Source organism: Microbacterium sp. SWDP-B6, from assembly GCF_059803615.1.
The window spans coordinates 1-23,362 of the sequence record NZ_JAPFGV010000015.1; the positions used below are offsets into that span (position 1 = coordinate 1).

Below are 23,362 nucleotides of genomic sequence, written 5' to 3' on the forward strand. Positions count from 1 at the left end.
CCCCCCCCCCCCCCCGAAACCGCTTACGCCTTGGCGTCTTCCGTACGGAAGGGGAAGCCGAGGTGACGCAGAAGCGCGCGACCTTCGTCGTCCGTCTTCGCGGTGGTGACGACAGTGATGTCGAAACCGCGAACCCGGTCGATCTTGTCCTGATCGATCTCGTGGAACACGCTCTGCTCCTGGAGACCGAAGGTGTAGTTGCCGTTCCCGTCGAACTGCTTGCCCGACAGACCGCGGAAGTCGCGGATGCGGGGCAGAGCGAGCGAGACGAGACGGTCCAGGAACTCCCACGCACGGTCACCGCGGAGGGTGACGTGTGCGCCGATGGCCTGGCCCTCGCGCAGCTTGAACTGCGCGATCGACTTGCGAGCCTTCGTGACGAGCGGCTTCTGACCGGTGATCTTGGTGAGATCGTCGATCGCGCCGTCGATCACCTTGCTGTCGCGGGCCGCTTCACCGACACCGGTGTTCACGACGACCTTGACCAGACCGGGGATCTGCATCACGTTGGTGTAGCCGAACTCATCCTGCAGCTTCTGCTGGATCTCGGCCTTGTACTTCGCCTTCAGGCGGGGCTGGATCTTGCCAGCCACCGCAGCGTCGGTGGTTGCCATCAGAGGTCCTTACCTGACTTCTTCGCGTACCGCACACGAACGGTGCGCTTGACGCCGTCCTTGGTCTGCTCCTCGACCCGGTGGCCGACCTTGGTCGGCTTCTTGGTCGAGGGGTCGACGAGTGCGACGTTCGAGATGTGGATGGAGGCCTCGACAGTCTCGAGGCCGCCCGTCTTGGTGCCACGCTGCGTCTGACCGACGCGCGTGTGCTTGGTGACGTAGTTCACGCCTTCGACGATGATGCGGTTCTTGTCGGCCAGGATCTCGAGGACCTTGCCCTGCTTGCCGCGATCTCCGCCACGCTCCTGCGTCGCTCCGGTGATGACCTGAACCAGGTCACCCTTCTTGATCTTCGCCATGACTTAAATAACCTCCGGCGCCAGCGAGACGATCTTCATGAACTTCTTGTCACGAAGCTCGCGACCGACCGGTCCGAAGATACGGGTGCCGCGGGGCTCCCCGTCGTTCTTCAGGATCACGGCGGCGTTCTCGTCGAACTTGATGTACGAGCCGTCGGGACGACGCGTGGACTTGACCGTACGGACGATGACGGCCTTGACCACATCGCCCTTCTTGACGTTGCCGCCCGGGATCGCGTCCTTGACGGTCGCGATGATCGTGTCACCGAGACCGGCGTAACGACGGCGCGAGCCGCCGAGCACACGGATGGTGAGCAGTTCCTTCGCGCCGGTGTTGTCGGCGACCTTGAGGCGGGATTCCTGCTGGATCACTTGGCCTTCTCCAGAATCTCAACCAGACGCCAGCGCTTCGTGGCGCTGAGCGGGCGGGTCTCGTTGATCAGGACGAGGTCGCCGATGCCGGCGGAGTTCGCCTCATCGTGCGCCTTGACCTTCGAGGTGCGGCGGATGACCTTGCCGTAAAGCGGGTGCTTCACGCGGTCCTCGACCTCGACCACGATGGTCTTGTCCATCTTGTCGCTGATGACGTAGCCACGACGCGACTTGCGGTACCCACGGGCATCCGCATCGCGAACATCGTGTGCTGCGTGCTCAGCCTCGACGGCAGCTTCCTTCTTGGTGGCCATCACTCAGCCTCTTCCTTCACGGCGTCGTCGGCGGAGTCCGCCTTCTTCGCCTTCGACTTGGTCGCCTTCTTGGCCGGAGCCTCGACGGGAGCGGGCGTCGCACGGATGCCCAGCTCACGTTCGCGGATCACGGTGTAGAGACGCGCGATGTCGCGCTTGACGGCGCGGATGCGGCCGTGGCTCTCCAGCTGGCCGGTGGCCGACTGGAAACGGAGGTTGAACAGCTCCTCCTTGGCCTTACGCAGCTCCTCAACGAGGCGCTGGTCTTCGAACGTGTCGAGCTCTGCCGGAGCGAGCTCCTTGGTGCCGATCGCCATTACGCGTCGCCCTCCTCGCGCTTGATGATGCGTGCCTTGAGAGGCAGCTTGTGAATGGCACGGGTCAGTGCCTCGCGAGCGAGTTCTTCGCTCACGCCTGAGACCTCGAAGAGGACGCGACCCGGCTTGACGTTGGCGACCCACCACTCGGGGGAACCCTTACCGGAACCCATGCGGGTCTCGGCAGGCTTCTTCGTGAGGGGACGGTCGGGGTAGATGTTGATCCACACCTTGCCGCCACGCTTGATGTGACGCGTGACCGCGATACGAGCGGACTCGATCTGACGGTTCGTCACGTAGGCAGGCGTGAGCGCCTGGATCCCGTAGTCGCCGAAGGAGACCTTCGTGCCACCAGTCGCCTGGCCGCTGCGACCGGGGTGGTGCTGCTTACGGAACTTGACCTTGCGGGGAATAAGCATCAGGCAGACGCTCCTTCTGCGACAGGGGCCTCGTTGCGCGGCGCGCGGCGGCGGTCGCCACCACGGTCGTCACGACGGGACTTCGGTGCGTTGGCCTGCTCGCGAGCAAGCTCCTTGTTGGTCAGGTCACCCTTGTAGATCCAGACCTTCACGCCGATGCGGCCGAAGGTGGTCTTCGCCTCGTAGAAGCCGTAGTCGATGTTCGCGCGCAGCGTGTGCAGCGGCACACGACCCTCGCGGTAGAACTCCGAGCGGCTCATCTCGGCGCCGCCGAGGCGGCCGGAGACCTGGATGCGGATGCCCTTGGCGCCAGCGCGCTGAGCGCCCTGGAGGCCCTTGCGCATCGCACGACGGAACGCCACGCGAGCAGAGAGCTGCTCGGCGATGCCCTGTGCGACGAGCTGAGCGTCAGCCTCGGGGTTCTTGACCTCGAGGATGTTCAGCTGGATCTGCTTGCCCGAGAGCTTCTCGAGGTCGCCGCGGATGCGCTCGGCCTCGGCGCCACGACGACCGATCACGATGCCCGGACGGGCGGTGTGGATGTCGACGCGGACGCGGTCACGGGTGCGCTCGATCTCGATGTTCGAGACACCGGCGCGGTCGAGCTGCGTCTTCAGCAGGTTGCGGATCTTGATGTCCTCGGCGACGTAGTCGGCGTAACGCTGACCCGGCTTCGTCGAGTCCGAGAACCAACGCGACACGTGGTCCGTGGTGATGCCGAGGCGGAAGCCGTACGGGTTTACTTTCTGTCCCATTACTTGCTCGCCTTCTTGTTGCTGTCGCTTGCAGCGGCCGGGGCCGCCTCAGGCGTCGAGAGCACGACCGTGATGTGGCTCGTGCGCTTCTTGATCTGGAAAGCGCGACCCTGTGCACGGGGGCGGAAACGCTTGAGCGTCGTGCCCTCGTCTACGTAGGCGTTAGCCACGTACAGGTCCTGCTCGTCGAGGTACTCGCCGTCACGATCCGCCTTGACCTGCGCGTTGGCCATGGCCGACGCGACAAGCTTGTAGATCGGCTCACTGGCGCTCTGCTGTGCGAACTTCAGGATCGCCAGAGCCTCCTGGGCCTGCTTGCCCTTGATGAGCGCGACGACACGACGAGCCTTCTGAGGGGTCACGCGGATGTGTCGCACGCGTGCGATGGACTCCACCATTTCTCTCTCCTCTATCGCCACCGCGTCAGCGGCGGCGGCCCTTCTTGTCGTCCTTCTCGTGGCCGCGGAAGGTGCGGGTGGGCGCAAACTCGCCCAGTTTGTGGCCGACCATGGTCTCGGAGACAAACACAGGAATGTGCTTGCGACCGTCGTGGACCGCGATCGTGTGACCCAGCATGGCCGGGATGATCATGGACCGGCGAGACCAGGTCTTGATGACGTTCTTGGTGCCGGCTTCGTTCTGCACGACCACCTTGCGAAGCAGGTGATCGTCGACGAAGGGGCCCTTCTTAAGACTGCGAGGCATCTTCTCTTACTCCTACTTACGCTTCTTGCCGGCGTTACGACGACGCACGATGTACTTGTCGCTTTCCTTGTTGGCGTGACGGGTGCGACCCTCAGCCTGGCCCCACGGGGAGACGGGGTGACGTCCACCGGACGTCTTGCCCTCACCACCACCGTGCGGGTGGTCGACCGGGTTCATCGCGACACCACGGACGGTCGGGCGGACGCCCTTCCAGCGCATGCGGCCGGCCTTGCCCCAGTTGATGTTCGACTGCTCGGCGTTGCCGACCTCGCCGATGGTCGCGCGGCAGCGCGAGTCGACGTTGCGGATCTCGCCCGAGGGCAGACGCAGCTGGGCGAAGTTGCCATCCTTGGCGACGAGACGGACGGATGCACCGGCCGAACGTGCCATCTTCGCGCCGCCACCAGGACGGAGCTCGATCGCGTGGATGACGGTACCCGTCGGGATGTTCTTCAGCGGGAGGTTGTTGCCCGGCTTGATGTCGGCACCAGCGCCCGACTCGATGACGTCGCCCTGCTTCAGCTTCGCCGGCGCGAGGATGTAGCGCTTCTCGCCGTCGAAGTAGTGCAGCAGCGCGATGCGAGCCGTGCGGTTGGGGTCGTACTCGATGTGAGCGACACGGGCGTCCACGCCGTCCTTGTCATTGCGACGGAAGTCGATGACGCGGTACTGGCGCTTGTGGCCACCACCGATGTGACGGGTCGTGATGCGGCCCTGGTTGTTGCGACCACCGGTCTTCGAGAGCGGGCGCAGCAGCGACTTCTCCGGCGTCGATCGGGTGATCTCGGCGAAGTCAGCCACCGACGAGCCGCGACGGCCCGGGGTCGTGGGCTTGTACTTGCGAATAGCCATTATTGTCCTTATCCCCCGGATCAGCCGATTGCCGTGAAGATGTCGATGGTGCCCGACTTCAGGGTCACGATGGCACGCTTGGTGTCCTTGCGCTTGCCTGCGCCGAAGCGGGTGCGACGAGCCTTGCCGACGCGGTTGAGGGTGTTGACCCCAGCGACCTTGACGCCGAAGATCTTCTCGATGGCGAGCTTGATCTCGGTCTTCGAAGCGCGCGGGTCCACGAGGAAGGTGTACTTACCCTCGTCGATGAGACCGTAGCTCTTCTCGGACACGACCGGCTTCAGGATGATGTCGCGCGGGTCCTTGTTCAGGGCCGTCTGGAGAACAGCTGCCTGCTCGCTCATGCGGAGACCTCCTGGTTGGCGCCGGACTTGGAGGCGATGAAGCCCTCGAGCGCGGCCTGGGTGAAGACGATGTCGTCGGAGACGAGCACGTCGTAGGCGTTGAGCTGGTCGAACGTCAGCACGTGCAGGTTCGACAGGTTGCGGATGCTCTTCAGCGTCACGTCGTCGTTGCGCTCGATCACGACGAGCACGTTCTTCGACGAGACGACGTTGGTGAGGAAGTTCACCGCGGTCTTGGTCGAAGGCGTGCCGTTGATGCCGAAGGTCTCGATGGCGTGGATGCGGTCGCCGCGGAAGCGGTCGCTGAGCGCACCCAGGAGGGCGGCCGCGATCATCTTCTTGGGCGTGCGCTGCGAGTAGTCGCGCGGCTTGGGGCCGTGCACGATTCCACCGCCGGTCATGTGCGGCGCGCGGATCGAGCCCTGACGGGCGTTACCCGTGCCCTTCTGCTTGAAGGGCTTGCGGCCGGCACCCGAGACCTCACCGCGACGCTTGGTCGAGTGGGTTCCCTGGCGAGCCGCCGCGAGCTGCGCGACGACGACCTGGTGGATGAGCGGGATGTTCGTCTTGGCGTCGAACAGCGCGGCGGGAAGCTCGATCGAGCCAGCCTTCTTGCCGTCTGCGTTGAGGACGTCAAGCGCGAGAGTGGAGTCAGCCATGATCAGGCACCCTTCACTGCGTTGCGGACGTAGACGATACGGCCACGAGCACCGGGGACAGCGCCCTTGACGAGCAGCAGACCCTTCTCGATGTCGATGGCGTGCACCGTGAGGTTGAGGACGGTCACGCGCTCGCCACCCATACGGCCGGCCATGCGCATGCCCTTGAAGACGCGGCTCGGGGTCGACGATGCGCCGATGGAGCCGGGCTTGCGGTGGTTGCGGTGCGAACCGTGCGAAGCCGAGACGCCCTTGAAGTTGTGACGCTTCATGACACCGGCGAAGCCCTTGCCCTTGCTCGTGCCGACGACGTCGACGAGCTGGCCTGCTTCGAAGGTGCCGTCGACCGTGAGCTCCTGGCCCGGCGTGTAGTCGCCGGCATCCGCGGTGCGGATCTCGGTGACGTGACGACGCGGCGTGACGCCGGCGGCCTCGAAGTGGGCGGTCAGCGGCTTGTTCACCTTGCGCGGGTCGATCTGGCCGTAGGCGATCTGAACGGCGTTGTAGCCGTCCTTCTCGGGGGTACGGATCTGCGTGACCACGTTCGAGGCGAGCTCGATGACGGTGACGGGAACGAGCTTGCCGCTCTCGTTCCAGACCTGGGTCATACCGAGCTTGGTGCCCAGCATGCCCTTGGAAATCTTGGAGTTGATATCAACCATGTCCGACCTCAGAGCTTGATCTCGATGTTGACATCGGCAGGCAGGTCGAGACGCATCAGCGAGTCGACAGCCTTGGGCGTCGGGTCGATGATGTCGATCAGACGCTTGTGGGTGCGCATCTCGAAGTGCTCGCGGCTGTCCTTGTACTTGTGGGGCGACCGGATGACGCACACGACGTTCTTCTCGGTCGGCAGGGGCACGGGGCCGACGACCGTTGCGCCCGCGCGGGTCACTGTGTCGACGATCTTGCGTGCGGACGTATCGATGACCTCGTGGTCATACGACTTCAGGCGAATGCGGATCTTCTGTCCCGCCATTGTCTGCTCTCTCTCTTTAAGCGTCTTACCGACCTGGGCCGGGTGACCCAGGGGCATTGGACGCACGTCGGCGCTGTTCGCGCCTCGGCACTCAGACGGCTCTCGCGAGTCGATCTGCTGCACCACTGTTCTGCTGTCATCCCGCACGCCTCGCAGCGAGCGGGTGTCCGACCTCCGCCGCGCACGGCGAAGCCCTCGTGATGAAGATGTCGGGATCGTTCTGCCACCCGCGGCCTAGGTCCCTGCGCGCCTGCGCCGCCTATGCACTGTCGTGATGGTGATCCGGCCACGCTGAGCGCGCCGGAATGTCGAACCTGTCTATTCTGCCACGGCCGATTTCACTTGCGCAAACCCGGGCGTGTCGCGTTCGCTGTGCATCCGCTGGACTCGTCCGTCCGGGGTCGGATCGACGTGCCCGCGATGCCCCGATCGATCGTCAGAAAGGCGGTGAGAGCGGGGCGAGGCATCCCCATGCCTCGCCCCGCTTGGGGAGGGCGTTCAGTGCGAGGGGGCACACCGAACGCGAGGAGCCCGGCGTGAAGGGACGCCGGGATCCTCGACCGAGGGCGCGGCGAAGCGACCGCCGCGCGGGCGGGATGACGTCTGAGCGCACAGAGTGCGCGCGTCGCACGATGATCCCCAAAATCGTTATCCCCAGTTTGACGCGGCGAACCGCGTGAGTGCGGGAGGTCGAACCCCTTCGACATCCCTGATCGCAAGTTCCCCAGGCGATCGTCATCCATTCTAAGGGGACGCTGTCGTGAAACGCGATACCGCCGGGCGGAATACTTGGTGCCGGATGCAGAAGAGCGGCGACTCCCCCGATGGAGGAGTCGCCGCTCTCGGTCTCAGTCGAGAGTCCTATTCGTTGCCGACGGCCTTGTCGGCGGTGTCGCGGATCTCGTCGATCTTGTCGGCGGCCCCGGGCGCGATCTTCTTGGCGAAGTCGGCGACGCCGTCGAGGACCTTGTCGCTGATGTCCTCGGCCTGCTCGCTCTTCACTGCCTCGGCGATCTTGTCCTTGTTCTGCTCGTACAGATCTCTGCCCTTGTTGACGGTCTCATCGATACCCATTGCGGGCCCCCTTGTATCCGTTCTGATGCGCCGGGTCCCCGACGCACGTTCATTCTGCACGCAACGGGTTTCCGGTGGAAGTATTTCGGACCGGAACGTCATCCGACGCCACCTGCCGCGGTGGCCCCGACGCCGGCGTCCGAACGGAGGACGTCGGAGCTACGACTGCCAGTAGTTCTTCTTGAAGACGACCTGCTGCACCCTGATACCCGGATTGAGAGCGCGAATCTGTGCGTAGAGGCGGAGGGGCCCAGACAGGAAGTAGGGCAGCGAGTACTCCCCGTACGTGAGCGAATTCGCAGCGGTGTGCGCGGTTGCGGAGACCTCGACAATGGGTTGCGGTGATGTGCTCACGACTGCGCCGCTCGAACTTAGACTCTGTGCCAGGACCCGAATCTGGAAGCCCTTCGTCACCCCTGTCGCAGTGAGGTAAAGAGTGAGATCGCCTGTCTCCTTAACAGTCGCACTGCTCTCAGCCAACCAACTGGAGTCCGGGGCTACTGGGATCTTGGCCCACACACCATCCGGCACTGCGGTGTTCCATGTGTACTTCGTGGACTTGTGAAGGGGCACTGGGTCCTCCGGTGGTGGCTGATAAGGATCGACCTCGACGTAGTTCTCGAAGTCGACCGAGTTGGTGAATCCCAGCTGGAGCGGCGTTCCGCCGATCCAGAGCGAGACGTGGACATGGGGGCCGTAGCCAGTGTCGCTGCCGAAACCGGACGCGCCCGAGTACGCGATCACCTGTCCGCGGGCTACGCGCGCCCCCAACGGGACAGTGCTCGACTGCAGATGCAGATAGCGGATGTAGTTGCCGTCGTCTGCCCGCAGCGCCAGGTAGCGTCCGGTCGCGGTCGTCGTGGAATCCTTCCGATCCACGATCACGCCGTTGGCGGCCGCCCGGATCTGCGTGCCGGTGATGACCGCATAGTCGGTGCCCGGCTCGCCCGACGGCGGATTGCGGTTCTTGTGCCCCTGCCAGGAGCTCGAGATGCGCACGTCGCCACATGGTCGGAGGTAGGTCCCCGCCGCAGTCGCGCTGAGGCCCGGGGAGAACAGATCCCACCCGATGGCCGACGCACCGAGCGCCGTGCCCGCAGCCACCAGCATCACGCGCCGGGAGAAGATGGGCTTCGGCGTGGGGCTGCCCGAGAGCTCAGCGTCAGCCGCGTCACACACTAGCGATCGCCGCCTTCGTTCTCGCCGCGGATCAGGTTCTCGATCTGCTCCTCCGGGAGCGGCTCGAGCGACGCCGACGACATGCCGAGCTCAGGCGCCGAGGGCGAACCACCAATCGTGCACTGGGCCTGCGCCTCGAGCCCAGAGGCCTGAGCCGGAACCAGCACGAGCCACTCGGGCGAGACCAGCCTCTGCTCGATGCGGGTGTCCTCGATGGTGAAGGCGACGTCGGCAGGGAACGCCGAGAGCGTCGCGTCGATGCAGATCTGCGCCAGCTCCTCGCTTGCGAACCCGCCGAAGTCGTCAGCCGGAGCCTGCGTGGACTCCGGGGTGGCCGAGGGCTCGGTGGTGGGTTCTGCAACCGAAGGGGTGGGGTCAGGAGCCGAAGCCGTCGATGTCGGCACCGGGCTCGACGTGCTCGGCAGCGCAGCGCAGCCCGAGGCACCACCGATGAGGACGACAGCCAGAGCACTCGCGGCGACACACCGAGCAAGGGGGGATCTCATGATTTTGAATGTACCCAGCGCTGGGCCTCAGCCGTGGATGCGACGCGGACAGTCGCCGGGAATCTTCGCGGCCCGTACTCAGTGCGCAGTCGCACCGGGGGCGACCACCGTGCGGACGGTGCGGAACAGGATGATGAGGTCCTGCATGAGCGACCAGTTCTCGACGTAGTAGAGGTCGAGACGGATGGTCTCCTCCCACGAAAGCGAGGAGCGTCCGCTGACCTGCCACAGCCCGCTCATGCCGGGCTTGACGAGCAGGCGTCGATGCGCGAAGTCGTCGTAGAGCGCGACTTCCGTGGCGCGCTGGGGTCGCGGACCCACGAGACTCATGTGCCCGAGAAACACGTTGACCAGTTGGGGCAGCTCGTCGATGGAGTGCCTGCGGAAGAAGCGCCCGACCCTGGTGATGCGCGGGTCGTCGTTGATCTTGAACAGCGGCGTGCCGGCGTCGCCCTGCAGATCGAGGAGAGTCGCGAGCTGGTCGTCGGCGTCGGCGACCATCGATCGGAACTTCAGCATGCCGAAGGTCTGCCCGCCGCGTCCGATCCGCTCCTGACGGAAGAAGATGCCACCCGGCCCGTCGACGCGGATCGCGATGGCGGCGATGAGGAAGACCGGCGACATGACGACGAGCAGCAGCGAGGACCCGACGATGTCGAAGGCCCGCTTGAGGAAGCGCTTGGCGCCTTCCATGCGAGGAAAGTCGACGTGCACAAGCGGCAGACCGGCGACAGGTGTCGCATGCATGCGAGGCCCCGCGATATCCGTCAGCACGGGGGCCATGATGAGTTGAATGTCTCGGTCGGAGACGGAGTACCCGAGGCGGCGCATCGTCAGAGGGTCGAGATCGTCAGATCCGACGATGATCAGCGCGTCGAAGCGCACCTCATCGAGCACCCTCTCGACGTTGGCGATGTCGCCGAGCACCTCGAAGCCCGAGATGTCGGCAGCGGAGGTGCTCTCGGTGATCACCCCGAGGATCTCGTACCCGCTGCTCTTCGCCCGCCGGATCTCGCGCCCCACGAGGGCGACCTTCGACGGCTCGCCGATCACGACCGCCCTGTGCAGGTACTGCCCCGTCTTCTGCCGTCCGCGCAGCCACTGTCGGCACATCCACCGCGACAGCAGGAGCAGCACCAGCCCGAGGGGGAAGACGACGGCGACGAGCGCGCGCGAGAGCTCCATGCCGAGGAAGAAGGCGACGGCGACGGTGACCGCGAACACCCCGACCGATGCGTTGACGATGCGGCGGTACTCATCCGCTCCGTGTCCCACGGTGTGGCGGTCCCGTGAATCCGCCACGTCCAGGGCGATCAACCAGAGGATGCCTATCACCGCGAGCACCACCAGGTAGGACACTCGGGGCCCGCCGGGCCAGGAGACGCCGGTCAACAGCCCGGGAAGCACGATGATCGCGGCGACGATCAGCGTGACCAGCACGACCACGACGTCGTTGTAGAAGAGACGGCTCGCGTAGAGCCGGGTCCACGCTGCACGCCGCGTCTTCTTCACGCGAACCTGGGCGGTGCTCGTCGACTCACGCGGGGCGCTGAAGCCACCGTGCTCAAGTTGAACGACGACGACTCTCACCCCCTCGGCTGTACTGACGCCAGAACGCGAGCAAGTATATCGGTCTGCCGGGAGGCCGGGACAGTCCCTAACCGGCGCAGCCGTCGGTGACGACGGGCTTCGCGCCCCGCACCATCGGGTTGGTCCTCACCTCGAGAGGGCCGTAGTCGCCATCGCCACCGACGAACGTCGCTGCGACATCGACCGAGTCGCCCGGGTCGAACCAGGCCTCGAAAGCGACGACCGGCCGCCCGAGATCGTCGATGTCACGATGCATGACCGAGACCTCATCACCGTTGAAGGTCGCATCGCTCAACGACGTTCCCGGAGGCCCGTAGATGAAGATCCAGTCGCGGAACCGTGCGCCGAAGGTCATGCTCTGCACGTAGCGGGGCAGCGCCTCTGCCTGCCGCTGCGTTAGGGGCAACGTGAGCGATGCGGTAGCCGTGAACGTGGCCGCACCTGCCTCGCATACTGCCGTTGCCGTCGTCGCTGTCTCCGTGAAGTAGTCGATCTTCGAGCCGTTGCTGTTGTTGAAATAGATGCCCATGGTGGTCACGTTGGAGTTGTCAGCGGGAAGCACTCCGCTGATCTTGGCACCTTCGATCGCGTCGGTCACCTGCTCGTCATCGCTCCAAACGAGCACGCTGCCCTGGGACGCGCTCTCCGTGATGGCCCACAGCATGTCCTTCAGATCGAAGTCCCCGGTAGCGATCTTGTCGAACACGGCGGCTGCCGTGTCGGCGAAGAATCCGTCGACGAGCTCGGGCTCCTTGTAGGAGTCCCAGCGACCGTAGACCTCGCTCAGCAGAAGCGACACCGCGTTCTCTTCGGAGAGGACCTCACCCGAGGCCAGCTCGATCGGCCCTGTCGCCTTGAGGATCCGAGACAGTGCGAGAGGGTCGATCGAGATCACGCCGGCGATCTTGTCGTCGGCGATGTCCCGCTGCCACCAGGCGCGCATGATCTTCGCCGCGGTGGGGAAGTCGGGGCGGCTCATGCTCGTGTTGATGTGGTCGACGAGGTAGCTCGTGTAGAGCTCGATGGCACTCGGAGGCACATCGACGTCGACGGCGACGCCGTTCTGATAATTGCCGCTGTCGCCCTGCGCACCTATCGCGATCGCCCCCTCATCGACCTTCACGAGAGTCTGTGCGGCAGCGCTCCCTCCGAGGGCAAGCGTCTCGGCGTTGTTCTGGAAGACGAGCAGGTAGTTGCGCTCGCCGTCACCTCCGAGCATTTCCGGAAGGACGCCGATCATGGGAGCGGCCGCCGACATCACCTCTTCGACCTGATCCACGCCCTCGCGCACGACGGAGACGAGGAAGGGAGACTTCGAAACGGACTCCAGCCCGTCAGCGAGTTCAGTGACGTGCTGCGCCTGATCATCGGTGGCATCGAGAAGACGCTTCGTTATCGATCCGGTGGAGTTCTCATCGCCCATCACCGGCAGCGCGACATCGTTGACGAGTGCATCGAGCGACTGCGCCGCAAGGCGCACTCCCTTGAGGTTGTCGCCAACGACCGGGATCCACTCCATGACCCACCAGACGGGGTCGGATGCCGCGGCACCCGCGCTGGCGGCGCTTTCGGACAGTTCAGGAAGAACATCCTTGACGTCGCCGCCGCTCTGGATCTCCGCGATGAGATCCTGACTCTCGACGAGGCCGTTCTTCACCGTGATCGCACGCAGCCCTACCCAGCACACGGCGACGAGGAACGCGATGACGACCAGGATGACAACGGTCCAGATGCGGCGCCGCCGATGCTGACGTCCCGATCCCTGGTTGTCGATGCCCTTCGCATCCTGACGCTCTGCGCTCATGAAGGACTTACCTCTCGTGCTGTGCGGATCTGATGAATTGTACTTGCGGCGCCTGGGGCCGCTTGGATCGCACTCACTTGGACTCCGACTCCGACTCCGAAGAGATGAACACAGGCGACGCGCCGAGGGTCAACGTGACCTCGCCGTCCTCGGGAACCACTGACTGCGTCTGCCCGGACATGTCTGTGACCGTCAGCGGGACATCCGTTGCGAAGGTGCGCTGCACTTCTCCTTGCTTCGCCCACGCGATGCGGGTCTCGTCGTCTCCTGATCCGAACACCTCGACCGTGGTCGTGTCGTCCGATTCGTCTGAGACGAACGCCTTGTCTCGCAACTGCGTGATCATCAGCGCCTGGGCGAAGGCTCCGGGCTTCGGCGCCAGAGCCACCACATCGGCTCTGGGCGCGTTCTCGTAGAGCCCGAAGTTCGCTTCGCCCGCCGCAGGGTCGGGAGTGTCATTGACGAGGTCGTACCAGAAGTACTTCTCGACTCCGTTCGCGAAGGCCAGGGCCTGATTGCGCACCATCATCTGCCCCTGCTCGAGCAGGGAGACCCCGTCGTAGTGCGTGGGGAATCCCATCTCGGTGACCCACACCGGGCGCGTCTCGCCCGCGAACTCCTGCATGTCTGCGTAGGACTGCTGCACGGTCCCGGCGATCAGATCGGCGTCGCGGTTGATCCACGACTCGTAGGGGTGGTAGCTCGCCGCGTCGGTCACGGCCATGCCGCCGGCCTGCCAGAACCCGGAGAACCATTCGCTGTCATAGAGGGCTGTGGAGCCCGTGACGATGGGGAGATCAGGATAGGCCGTGCTGACGTGGTCTCGGACGGACTGCGCGATCGGCACGTAGCAGGCGGGCGCCGGCCCGCAGGCCGTGTCGTTCTCACGATGGTTGAACTCGTTCAGGACTTCGAGCCCGACGAGGTCGAACCGGTCGGCGACGGCCTTCGCATAAGCGCCATACGCCTGGATCGCCTCCTCGTTTCCTGGTGCCTTCCTGGCACCGTAGAGCCTGTTGCCGTAGACGACGAGGCCCAGCAGCTTCACGTCGTTCGCGTGCATGCGCTCGAACTCGCGCACATAGTTCTGGTCCCACACGTACTGGCCGGCGACCTTCTCGTTCCGCTCCCACGAGATGTCGTTGCGCACCTCGGCGAAGCCGATCGCGGCCGCCAGAGAACCTGTGCCGATGAAGGGGTCCTTCTCGACGTGGGATCCCACCCCGAAGCGTCCGTCCTGGCTCACGGAGAAGCCGTCGGCGTCGATCACGGCGACATCCGTCTGGATCTGCCGCCCTGAGGAGTCATTGACAGTGACGGCGTAGTGTCCCTGAGACACGCCGGTCAACGGCAGGGCCGACAGAGGCCCTGCGGACCCGAACTCACCGGTGATCGGCTCACCGCCGGCCGTCGATGTGGCGCTCCACTGCGCGGGCCCCTCAGCGAGGGAGACGGCGAGCAGTGCGGATTCGTCCGTCATGATGAGAGAGTCGTTGACGATGCCCGCCGGAGTCTGCACGGCTTCGAACGATCCGTTGGGCACGAGGTTGTCGCCGCCGGCCGCGGTGATCGACACGTCATCGATCCCGAACCCGCGCACCGCGCCGGAGAGCACGACATCGAACGTGGATGCGGCGGCCTGATCGGCCGCCGATGTGAACGGGAACTCGATCGTCTCCCAGTCCGCGTCCAGCTCGGGAAGAGTGAAGGTCTGGCCCGCGGCGGTCAAGCGAACGCCCGTCTCGGTCTTCTCCTCTGCGAGCACTCGCACCGAGACGCTGAGCGTGTACTCCGTGTCCGGAGCGAGCGCGACCGGAGCAGACGCGGCGATGATGTCCGCATCGTCGGCCGGAGCATCCACCCGCAGGGACACAGCGCCCTCCGCGGCGTCTCCGACTTCGGGAAGAACCGTGCCGACCACTCCGCGATCCGCGAGCGTCCATGCATCGATCGATGCGCGTGCGACGTTCGTCACCGGAACCACGGCCGGCGGCTCGGTCGCGACAGGCTCGGGAGTAGCCTCAGGCGACCGCGATGCCTCCGTGCGAGGCTGCGCCTGCTGTCCGGAGATCACCATCGCAGCCGCGGCACCGCCGCCGACAAGGAGCACGGTGACCGCGCTCGCGATGATGATCGTCTTCTTCGTCGCGCGCAGAGCCATCATGTCCTTTCCCCCGAATGTTCGTCTCCAATGTATCGGGTCGCACTCGGGACGAAGCTGACAGCCGTCCGGGGCTCACCCGCCGAGAACTTCCCTAGACTCGACGCATGCTTGCCGAGGCCCAGCCGACACTGCGCGCCCGCGTGCCCTGTGGTGCGAGGTCGGCACTGTGAGCGGTGTGCTGGTGCACGAATGGCTCTCTCCGAGAGGCGGCTCCGAGAACGTCTTCGAGGCACTGAGCCGGGTCTTCCCGGACGCAGCCCGCTATTGCCTGTGGAATGAAAGCGAAGGCCGCTTCGTCGTCGATGGCGAGACATGGCTGGCCCGCACACCGCTGCGCGGACGCAAGGCCGCAGCCGTCGGTCTGATGCCGCTCGCCTGGCGGACTCTTCCGGGCGTCGATGCGGACTGGATCCTCACGAGCTCGCATCTCTTCGCACACCATGCGAGATTCGCGGGCTCCGGGCGCGGCGCCCCGAAGCTCGTCTACGCCCACACCCCGGCGCGCTACATCTGGAACCCCGAGCTCGATGTGCGCGGCGACACGTTCGCCGCGAGGGCCGCCGCGAACATGCTGAAGGGGCTCGATCGCAGGCGTGCTCAGGAACCGGTCGCGATCGCCGCGAACAGCGTGTTCGTGCAGAAGCGCATCGCCCAGGCGTGGCATCGCGAGAGCACGGTGATCCACCCTCCCGTCGATGTGACGGCTTTCCTCCGTGCACCGGAACCGGACGAACGCGATGAGGCCGCCCTTGCGCTCCTGCCTGAGACATTCCTCCTCGGCTTCTCCCGGTTCATTCCCTACAAGCGCCTTGATCTCGTGATCGAGGCCGGCATCGCCGCCGACGTGCCCGTCGTTCTCGCGGGTGCGGGACCGGACGAGGCACGTCTGCGCTCGTTCGCCGAGGAGCGCGCACCCGGTCGGGTCTTCTTCGTGCGGTCGCCGGGAGCGGAGCTCTACCGGGCGCTGCTGCAGCGCTGCATCGCCCTCGTCTTCCCCGCGGTGGAGGACTTCGGCATCGTCCCCGTCGAGGCCATGGCAGCGGGCCGACCGGTGATCGCCCCCGCCGTGGGTGGGACGGGCGAGACGATCGTCGACGGCAGCACCGGCGCGTTCGTCGAGCACTGGTCGACCGACGAGCTGCGCCGTGCGGTCGAGGTGGCCGCCGGCGTCTCACCCGAAGCCTGCCGAACGCAGGCGGAGAAGTTCTCCGAAGCCGTGTTCGCCGATCGCATCAGGGAGTGGGTGGCGGAGTCTGTCGACGGCGCACGCCAGCCGGAGACGAGGAGCGCGTGACCGTTCTCGTCGACGACCGGTATCGCGGCACGCACGGCATCGGCCGCTATGCCGCGGAGGTCCTCCCCCGGCTGTCTCTGCCCTGGGCACCCCTGCATCTCGGTGGCACCCCGTTCTCCGCGGTCGACGCGTTCCGCTCCGTGGGTGCCGCCGCCGCTCCCGGCGCTCTCGTCTACTCGCCCGGCTACGGTGCGCTCCTCCGTGCTCGAAAGCAGCTGCTCACGCTGCACGATCTCATCCAGCTGAGCGCCCCGGGGCTCGACCGCTGGAAGTTCGCGGCCTACTACTCCGGTCCGGTCAGAAGCGTCGTCCGCAGAGCAGGCGCCGTGCTCACCGTCTCCGAGACATCGGCCCGAGCGCTTCGTTCGTGGGTGAACGACGACGATGTCGAGATCGTCAATGCGGGCAACGGGTGCTCTGACGCCTTCCACCCCCGCGCAGGCGCGCTGCAGCAGTCCGATCCCTACGTGCTGTTCGTCGGCAACGGCCGCGCCCACAAGAATCTCGACGTGGTCCTCGACGCCCTGGTCTCGGCGCGCGACGTGCGCCTCGTCGCCGTGGTTCCCGAGCGCGAGATCGCCGACCTCGAGACCAGGGCCACGCAGCGGCTCGTCGACGCCCGAGTGCGCTGGGTGAGCGGAGTCGACGACGAGAGGCTCGCCGATCTCTATCGGGGCGCTGCGGCGACCGTGATGCCCTCGACGCTCGAGGGGTTCGGCCTTCCGGCCCTGGAGTCGGTCCGCTGCGGCACCCCTGTCGTGTACTGGGCAGGGTGCGAATCGGTCGCGGAGATCGTCGGAGACCGCGGTCACGCGGTGTCCTCCCCCGGCGATGCGCAGGAGTGGGCGCACGCGTTGACCGAGGCCGTGGCCGCCCGGCGACGGGTCGCACCACCCGAGGGCTACGACTGGAATCGCACCGCGGGGATCGTCTCTGAGACGATCACCCGACTGCTCGGCTGACTAGGTTCTGCGTCGCTCGACCGACCAGAGGAAGTCCTCGAGCGAATCGGTCTTGCGCTCCCACGATGCGGAGGATGCCGCGTCCATGCCGGCGTGGTTCGGCGACGGGTGTCCCAAGGCGCGTTCCAGCGCGGCATCCGCACCCCGGTCGTCGTCGTACACCTCGATGCCGAGATCGGATGATTCGCGGATGCCGGGCGTCTCGCGCGCCACCACGGCCAGACCAGCCGCGAGGTATTCGTAGAGCTTCATCGGGCTGCGGCCGGCATTGAGCGGACTGTCGGAGAGCGGCAGAAGGCCGACGCGCGCCGTGTGCAGCAGCGCCGGAATCTCGGCGTAAGGAACGGGCCCGATGATGTCGACGTTCGACGGCACCGTGTGCGGCGGGCGGGCGTCGGGACCGGCGATGACGAAGCCGACGTCTGGTCGTGCTCGCGCCCAGGCGATGACGCGCTCCCAGTCGAATCGGCCGTCGAGCGCACCGACGTAGACGCACCGCGCCGCACGGGCGCGATCCTCGCCGACCTGCGGTGCGAAGCGGACGACCTCAGCGCCGTTGCCCAGCACGAGCGAGGGGGTGCCCAGGGTGCCGAGTCCGCGCAGGACTTCGTCGGAGGTGGCGATCACGCCGTCGACCTCGGCGAGAATGCGTCGCTGCAGGGCGTGTTTCACCCCATCGGGGTACAGATCGGTGGGCCGATAGATCACACGATGCGAGAGCGATCGCACAGAGGCGTCCCACAGCAGCGGCTGATCGATGAGCACGGCGTCGAATCCGCCGGCGATGCCGTCGTGCTGCAGCATCCGGGCGACGCGGGGAGCTCCGACCGGCGCCGGCAGGATCGTGCGCGGGACGACCTGCAGCACCCCGTCATCGTCTCGCCGAGCGCGACGTGGCACGCCTGCCAGCTGCTGACGATCGACACGTCCGGTCAACCGGTGGATGAGCGAGATCGGGGTGCTCAGATGCACGACGTCCGCTCCGCGTTCGGAGAGCACACGGGCGTAGTGGTGGCTGCCGACCCGGAAAGCGCCGAACGGATGACTGTGCGAGAGGAACAGGATGCGTGCGGGCGCGGCTCGCGCCGCCGCGTCGGTCATGCGCGCACCCGACGCACAGTGTCGCGGATCTGCTGCTGAATGCCCTCGAGCGTCTCCGCCGCTAGGCGCACGCGTTCGGAGACCTCCGCCGCGCGCTCCGGCGCAGGGAGAAGCGCCGTGCGCATGCGCGTCTGGTCGCTCGCGGATGAGTCGACCGAAACGCCGTGCAGCCCGATGGCCGCGAACGCCTTCGTGATCTTCATCGTGGGGCCGGGAACCAGTTCGACGGGAACCGCCCCGCTCAGAGCGGCGAGCACGAGCACGTGCATGCGGTCGCTGATGACGACCTGCGCCGCCTCGTAGCGTTGCCGGAGGCTCTCCTCCTGCACGAGGGGATCGGTGTCACCCCAGGCCTCGAACTCGCCGCCGAGCAGCTGCGCGAGCTCACGCGCTCGGCTCTCGTCTTCGCGCACCTGCACGACGGTGCGGATCGAGAGGCCTGCTCGCTCGGCGGTCTCACGCACCGCACTCAGCCACTCCGCATCCGGCAGCGGGCGCGCACCCCGCAGACTCACCAGCAATTCGGAGCGCTCGCCCCAGGGGAGCCCGGCGCGTGTCCCCGCCGAGAAGCCGATGTCCGGTGCGAGCCTGCCGCACCGCGCGGTCGCCAGCGTCGCTTCGTCACGCCACAGGGTCACCTGCGAGAGGCGAGCCGCCAGGCGATGAATGGCGAGGGCCGGCCACGAGGGCGCACGGATCCCCCTCGGTGGACGGACGACCACGCCGCCCTTGAGTCGGACGATCAGAGTCTCGGCCAGGAAGACGAGCTCCCTGAGACCGTTGCCGCGGTCGAGCGGGATCTCTCCCGCTTCGAACACCAGCACGGGGTGACGCGGAGCCAGAACGAGAAGCCGGAGCCAACGCGGCACCGACTTCTTGGTCCGCAGCACGAGGGACCCGGCAGGCACACCCAGTTGTCTCAGCCACACATCGGGGGCATCTCCGGTGTAGGCGACCAGCTCGTCACTCGTGCCCGCCGCCCATGCGAGCGCCTCACGGCGGATGAGCGCGTCGCCGATGTTGCCCGCGGGGCCCGTGAGCGACACGAAGGTTCGGGTGGCGCGGGGCGCTCTGGACGATCGTGGATCCCGGCGGCGCATGAGGTAAATCTAGTCTGTTCGCCGAGGCGAGCCGTTCACGGATGCCGCGCGGTGTGGTGCCAGCGCGCCGCGTCCTCAGGGTGTGGTCGCGCCGGTTCCGGGATCGAAAACGGGCGGCTCGGTGATCGGCGGGGTCGTGGGCTCCGGCGTCGGCTCGGTGGGCGGCGTGCTCGGCTGGGGCTCGACAGGCACTTCAGGTGCCGGCGGGGTGACCGGCTCGGGCTCCGCCGGCTGGGAGGGTCGCGGCTGCGACGGGGAGTCGTCGTAGTCGGGCTCTTCGGTCTCGACCGGCAGCACGCGCGTGACCGTGACGGGAGCACTGACCCGCACGCCATCCTCGTTCTCAGCGGTCACCGTGTAGACGACGGTCTCGGTCGCGCAGGAGAACGGCACGGCGCGATCGGTGAGATTCGCCGGCAGGGCTGCGGCGAGCGGCAGCTCGAGCGCGTCGACCTGGGTCTCAGCCGCAGCGATCGCGACACTCTTGGCATCGTCGATCTGCCAGCTCAGCAGCACCTGACCTTCGGCTTCTTCCGAGGCACACTCGACAGTGGCCGTGTTCGCGGTGAAGCTCTTGATCACAGGATCAGCCACCGCCTCGGGCGTCGAAGCCGTCGGAGGCGCAGACGGCTCAGGTTCGGCGGGAGCCGCGACGCTGCTGAGTGTGCCGATGATCGCGCCGGCGGCCACTGCGAGCAGGACGGCGACGCCGGACAGCACCATCAGCAGCACGCTGCGTTTCCTCGTGCGCTGCTCGAGACGGCGGTGGCGCTCTCGACGGGCGAGTGATCGCGGCTCGGCCGAAGCAGAGGATGCCAGTGGCACTGCGCCGCCTGCAGCATTCCGCGACGCGTCATCGTCCGAGACAGAACTCGGGTCGAATCCGACGGCGATCGGCGCGTTCTTCGTCTGAGGCTTCGGTGCCGATGCCGCGCCGACGGCACTTGATCCCGGGTTCTTGGTCCACGCGACATACTCGGCGACGACGTCGTCGGTGGGGCCATCGGCGATGAGTTCGCCCTTGTGCACCCAGAGCACTCGCTCACATGTCTGCTTGAGCGAGCCGGTGGAGTGGCTGACGATCATGACGAGACCGGCGCTGTCGCGCAGTTCGTTGATGCGCTTCTCACTCTTCGCGCGGAAGCGTCTATCGCCCACGGCGAGCGCCTCGTCGACCAGGAGGATGGAGTGAGCTTTCGCCGACGCGATAGCGAACTTCAGTCTCGCCCCCATGCCCGACGAGTAGGTGCGCATCGGGTGGTAGATGAAGTCGTTGAGCTCGGCGAAGTCGGCGATCTCGTCGACGCGCGCGGCCGCTTCCTCCGGGCTGAACCCCATCGCCAGCAGCCCGAGCCTGATATTGTTCTCGCCCGAGAGTTCGGGCACGAGTGCCGCGTTCACGCCGAGCAGCACAGGACGATCACGGGCGTAGATCGCACCCTCCGAGGGCGGGATGAGTCCGGTCATCGCCCGGAACAGCGTCGACTTTCCCGAGCCGTTATGCCCGACGACGCCGATGGACTCGCCCTCGGTCGCCGTGAAGCTCACCCCTCGTAGCGCCGGGACCGTCTGCAGGTCGCGGCCGCCCCTGAAGGAGCGCATACTCGTCAGAGATTCCCGAGTCGTCATCCGTTTGCCGGACGCGTAGACGCGGTAGTTGACATGCACGTTGTCGGCCACGATCATCGGACGCGGTGAGCTGTCGAGCGAGTCCGGTCGCGTCTCGGGGAGAAGAAGGTCAGTCACTGAGGCCATACCTCGGTTCGCCCTGCCAGAAGAAGACGGTACCGGCGACGATCGCCACGAATGCCCAGATCGGAGCAGCGATCCACGCCAGCGCCGGAGCAGCGTACCCGTCCAGCATCACGTCCCGAGCCAAAGCGATGAACTCGTACGTCGGAAGAAGATGCGCGATCGTCAGCATCGTCGGATAACCCGCGAGCGCCCCGTCGATGTTGAAGAAGATTCCACTGGCGTAGAAGAGGACACGGTTGATGATCGGAACCAGCTGCTGGATGTCCCTCGTACGCACCGAGATCCGCGCGACGACGAGCGCGACACCCAGATTGAACGCACCCATGACGGTGAGGATCGGTACGAGGAGCAGCCACGACCATGAGATCGGCTCACCCAGGATGAGCAGCAGGATGCCGAGCAGCAGCACGACGGGGATCATCCGCAGCGCCTGTTCAACGATCACGGAGATCGGGAGAAGTATGCGTGGGAAGCCGAAACTCTGTACGAGCTTTGCGTTGCTGGTGATCGACTTCGATCCGCTGCCGAAGCATCCGGTGAAGAACTCGAAGACGAAGACGCCCACGATGAGGTATGGCACGAAGTTCGCAGGTCGTGCCGCACCAGCGAGGATGAAGTTGAAGATGGTGCCGTAGACGATCGCGAGCGACAGCGGTTTGAGAACCACCCACAGCATGCCGAGACGGTTCGGCAGCAATCCTGCGATCAGGCGGCTGCCGGCCAACCGCAACGCAAAGGCACGCATTTGCCACGTGTCAGCGAGGTAAGGGCCGAAGCGCGGACGCTTCCCCACCTCGCTCAGACCGGTGGTCGCGGGCACAGCGATCGCTCCCATTCGGAATCCTCTACCTCTCTGCCCTGACACGCGATACGCCCGCGCAAGGGCGGACATATCGGATCATGTTACCGCACGGCGCCTCGTGCGGCCCTGAGGACGACTCAATCGCGGCCGTAGATGTCGCGGGTGTAGATCTTGTGGGCGACGTCGTCGAGTGCATCCGTCGAGCGATTCGCGATGATGACATCGGCCCTGGCCTTGAACTCGTCGAGGTCGCGCACGACCTCCGAGTGGAAGAACTCGTCTTCGTCGAGGGACGGCTCGTAGACGACCACCTCGACGCCCTTCGCCTTGATGCGCTTCATGATGCCCTGGATCGAAGACGCCCGGAAGTTGTCAGACCCCGACTTCATGACGAGGCGGTAGACGCCGACGGTGCGGGGCTCCCGGGCCAGGATGTCGGTGGCGACGAAATCCTTGCGGGTGCTGTTGGCATCGACGATTGCGGCGATGAGATTCTGCGGCACCTTGGAGTAGTTCGCGAGCAGCTGTTTCGTGTCCTTCGGCAGGCAGTATCCGCCGTAGCCGAAGGAGGGGTTGTTGTAGTGCGACCCGATGCGCGGGTCGAGTCCCACGCCCTCGATGATCTGCTTGGTGTCGAGCCCGTGCACGACCGCATAGGTGTCGAGTTCGTTGAAGTACGCCACGCGCAGCGCGAGGTAGGTGTTGGCGAAGAGCTTGATCGCCTCGGCCTCGGTCGACTCGGTGAGCAGCACCGGCACGTCGGTGGCGATCGCGCCCTCGAGCAGAAGTTCGGCGAAACGCTCTCCGACGGGGCCTCGGTCTCCGACGACGATCCGCGAGGGATAGAGGTTGTCGTGCAGCGCGCGACCCTCTCGCAGGAACTCCGGCGAGAAGACGATCTTCGACTCCGGATGTTCGGCTTTCATACGCGCCGTGAACCCGACCGGCACGGTCGACTTGATCACGATCGCGGCGTCGGGGTTCACCGCGAGCACGGTGTCGATGACGTTCTCGACCGACGAGGTGTCGAAGTAGTTGGTGACCTCGTCGTAGTTCGTCGGCGTCGCGACGACGACGAACTCGGCACCCCGATAGGCCGCGTCAGCATCGACGGTCGCCGTGAGGTCGAGTTCGTGCGTGGCGAGGTAGTCCTCGAGCTCGACGTCGGCGATCGGCGAGACCCGACGACTGAGCATCTCCACCTTCGCAGGGTCGATGTCGACGGCGAACACCTCGTGGTGCTGGGCGAGGATGACGGCGTTGGACAGGCCGACGTATCCGGTCCCTGCGATGGCGATCTTCATGCCCTCAGGCTATCCCGGCCCGCGGATAGACTCGTCCG

At 66.0% G+C, this 23,362-nt stretch carries 27 protein-coding genes; 2 read left to right on the forward strand and 25 right to left on the reverse strand.

Features of this window, described 5'->3' with window-relative positions; translation table 11 throughout:
* Window positions 1–23: 23 nt before the first annotated feature.
* The 20 genes from rplE to OPU70_RS15590 form a co-directional block, all read right to left on the reverse strand.
* Complete coding sequence (gene rplE, locus OPU70_RS15495) at window positions 24–614, reverse strand: 50S ribosomal protein L5 (protein ID WP_042538772.1); 591 nt, start codon at window positions 612–614, stop codon at window positions 24–26.
* On the reverse strand, window positions 614–973 hold the full coding sequence (gene rplX, locus OPU70_RS15500; RefSeq protein WP_042538767.1) for a 50S ribosomal protein L24: 360 nt from the start codon (window positions 971–973) through the stop codon (window positions 614–616). The genes rplE and rplX overlap by 1 nt, the downstream gene beginning before the upstream one ends.
* A 3-nt stretch (window positions 974–976) precedes the next feature.
* A complete protein-coding gene (gene rplN, locus OPU70_RS15505) occupies window positions 977–1,345 on the reverse strand; it encodes a 50S ribosomal protein L14 (protein ID WP_042538766.1) in 369 nt (122 codons plus the stop codon).
* Window positions 1,342–1,659 carry a 30S ribosomal protein S17 gene (rpsQ, locus tag OPU70_RS15510; protein WP_042538763.1) on the reverse strand — a complete coding sequence of 106 codons (318 nt, stop codon included), beginning with the start codon at window positions 1,657–1,659 and terminating at the stop codon, window positions 1,342–1,344. Before rpsQ ends, rplN begins: the two co-directional genes overlap by 4 nt.
* Entirely contained in the window at window positions 1,659–1,976 is a 318-nt protein-coding gene (rpmC, locus tag OPU70_RS15515) for a 50S ribosomal protein L29 (protein WP_017829202.1), read from the reverse strand. The genes rpsQ and rpmC overlap by 1 nt, the downstream gene beginning before the upstream one ends.
* Window positions 1,976–2,395: a 50S ribosomal protein L16 gene (gene rplP / locus OPU70_RS15520; protein ID WP_042538761.1), complete on the reverse strand. Its 420-nt coding sequence runs from the start codon at window positions 2,393–2,395 to the stop codon at window positions 1,976–1,978. The genes rpmC and rplP overlap by 1 nt, the downstream gene beginning before the upstream one ends.
* On the reverse strand, window positions 2,395–3,150 hold the full coding sequence (gene rpsC, locus OPU70_RS15525; RefSeq protein WP_042538759.1) for a 30S ribosomal protein S3: 756 nt from the start codon (window positions 3,148–3,150) through the stop codon (window positions 2,395–2,397). The genes rplP and rpsC overlap by 1 nt, the downstream gene beginning before the upstream one ends.
* Entirely contained in the window at window positions 3,150–3,548 is a 399-nt protein-coding gene (gene rplV / locus OPU70_RS15530) for a 50S ribosomal protein L22 (protein WP_042538756.1), read from the reverse strand. The genes rpsC and rplV overlap by 1 nt, the downstream gene beginning before the upstream one ends.
* A 25-nt stretch (window positions 3,549–3,573) precedes the next feature.
* A complete protein-coding gene (gene rpsS / locus OPU70_RS15535) occupies window positions 3,574–3,855 on the reverse strand; it encodes a 30S ribosomal protein S19 (protein ID WP_017829205.1) in 282 nt (93 codons plus the stop codon).
* 12 nt (window positions 3,856–3,867) lie between these two features.
* The gene (gene rplB, locus OPU70_RS15540) at window positions 3,868–4,707 is read right to left on the reverse strand and encodes a 50S ribosomal protein L2 (RefSeq protein ID WP_042538755.1); all 840 of its coding nucleotides are present in this window, start codon (window positions 4,705–4,707) and stop codon (window positions 3,868–3,870) included.
* 20 nt (window positions 4,708–4,727) lie between these two features.
* Entirely contained in the window at window positions 4,728–5,051 is a 324-nt protein-coding gene (rplW, locus tag OPU70_RS15545) for a 50S ribosomal protein L23 (protein ID WP_042538754.1), read from the reverse strand.
* On the reverse strand, window positions 5,048–5,710 hold the full coding sequence (gene rplD, locus OPU70_RS15550; protein ID WP_042538752.1) for a 50S ribosomal protein L4: 663 nt from the start codon (window positions 5,708–5,710) through the stop codon (window positions 5,048–5,050). The genes rplW and rplD overlap by 4 nt, the downstream gene beginning before the upstream one ends.
* A gap of 2 nt (window positions 5,711–5,712) precedes the next feature.
* Complete coding sequence (gene rplC / locus OPU70_RS15555; RefSeq protein WP_042538750.1) at window positions 5,713–6,372, reverse strand: 50S ribosomal protein L3; 660 nt, start codon at window positions 6,370–6,372, stop codon at window positions 5,713–5,715.
* Window positions 6,373–6,380: 8 nt separating this feature from the next.
* Complete coding sequence (gene rpsJ / locus OPU70_RS15560; RefSeq protein ID WP_005050520.1) at window positions 6,381–6,689, reverse strand: 30S ribosomal protein S10; 309 nt, start codon at window positions 6,687–6,689, stop codon at window positions 6,381–6,383.
* 861 nt (window positions 6,690–7,550) lie between these two features.
* Window positions 7,551–7,763, reverse strand: coding sequence for a hypothetical protein (locus OPU70_RS15565; protein WP_056373849.1), 213 nt, complete (start codon window positions 7,761–7,763; stop codon window positions 7,551–7,553).
* 159 nt (window positions 7,764–7,922) lie between these two features.
* Complete coding sequence (locus OPU70_RS15570; RefSeq protein WP_498558191.1) at window positions 7,923–8,942, reverse strand: M23 family metallopeptidase; 1,020 nt, start codon at window positions 8,940–8,942, stop codon at window positions 7,923–7,925.
* A complete protein-coding gene (locus OPU70_RS15575; protein ID WP_498558192.1) occupies window positions 8,942–9,448 on the reverse strand; it encodes a hypothetical protein in 507 nt (168 codons plus the stop codon). The genes OPU70_RS15570 and OPU70_RS15575 overlap by 1 nt, the downstream gene beginning before the upstream one ends.
* Before the next feature lie 78 nt (window positions 9,449–9,526).
* A complete protein-coding gene (locus tag OPU70_RS15580; protein ID WP_498558193.1) occupies window positions 9,527–10,960 on the reverse strand; it encodes a sugar transferase in 1,434 nt (477 codons plus the stop codon).
* Window positions 10,961–11,105: 145 nt separating this feature from the next.
* Window positions 11,106–12,842, reverse strand: coding sequence for a DUF4012 domain-containing protein (locus tag OPU70_RS15585; protein ID WP_498558194.1), 1,737 nt, complete (start codon window positions 12,840–12,842; stop codon window positions 11,106–11,108).
* Between the two features lie 73 nt (window positions 12,843–12,915).
* Complete coding sequence (locus OPU70_RS15590; protein ID WP_498558195.1) at window positions 12,916–15,006, reverse strand: glycoside hydrolase 5 family protein; 2,091 nt, start codon at window positions 15,004–15,006, stop codon at window positions 12,916–12,918.
* Window positions 15,007–15,172: 166 nt separating this feature from the next.
* Between OPU70_RS15590 and OPU70_RS15595 the strand changes: the two genes are divergently transcribed.
* Window positions 15,173–16,300, forward strand: a complete 1,128-nt coding sequence (locus OPU70_RS15595; protein WP_498558196.1) for a glycosyltransferase — start codon at window positions 15,173–15,175, stop codon at window positions 16,298–16,300.
* Complete coding sequence (locus tag OPU70_RS15600) at window positions 16,297–17,262, forward strand: glycosyltransferase family 4 protein (protein ID WP_042538738.1); 966 nt, start codon at window positions 16,297–16,299, stop codon at window positions 17,260–17,262. Before OPU70_RS15595 ends, OPU70_RS15600 begins: the two co-directional genes overlap by 4 nt.
* Here the strand turns inward: OPU70_RS15600 and OPU70_RS15605 are convergent, their stop codons facing one another.
* The 5 genes from OPU70_RS15605 to OPU70_RS15625 all read right to left on the reverse strand — a co-directional run bounded on the left by OPU70_RS15605 (window position 17,263) and on the right by OPU70_RS15625 (window position 23,324).
* The gene (locus OPU70_RS15605; RefSeq protein WP_498558197.1) at window positions 17,263–18,363 is read right to left on the reverse strand and encodes a glycosyltransferase; all 1,101 of its coding nucleotides are present in this window, start codon (window positions 18,361–18,363) and stop codon (window positions 17,263–17,265) included.
* Window positions 18,360–19,409, reverse strand: coding sequence for a hypothetical protein (locus OPU70_RS15610; RefSeq protein WP_498558198.1), 1,050 nt, complete (start codon window positions 19,407–19,409; stop codon window positions 18,360–18,362). The genes OPU70_RS15605 and OPU70_RS15610 overlap by 4 nt, the downstream gene beginning before the upstream one ends.
* A 129-nt stretch (window positions 19,410–19,538) precedes the next feature.
* Window positions 19,539–21,209 carry an ABC transporter ATP-binding protein gene (locus OPU70_RS15615; protein WP_498558199.1) on the reverse strand — a complete coding sequence of 557 codons (1,671 nt, stop codon included), beginning with the start codon at window positions 21,207–21,209 and terminating at the stop codon, window positions 19,539–19,541.
* Complete coding sequence (locus OPU70_RS15620; protein ID WP_498558200.1) at window positions 21,202–22,053, reverse strand: ABC transporter permease; 852 nt, start codon at window positions 22,051–22,053, stop codon at window positions 21,202–21,204. Before OPU70_RS15620 ends, OPU70_RS15615 begins: the two co-directional genes overlap by 8 nt.
* 104 nt (window positions 22,054–22,157) lie before the next feature.
* On the reverse strand, window positions 22,158–23,324 hold the full coding sequence (locus tag OPU70_RS15625; RefSeq protein ID WP_309690876.1) for a nucleotide sugar dehydrogenase: 1,167 nt from the start codon (window positions 23,322–23,324) through the stop codon (window positions 22,158–22,160).
* Window positions 23,325–23,362 lie beyond the last annotated feature (38 nt).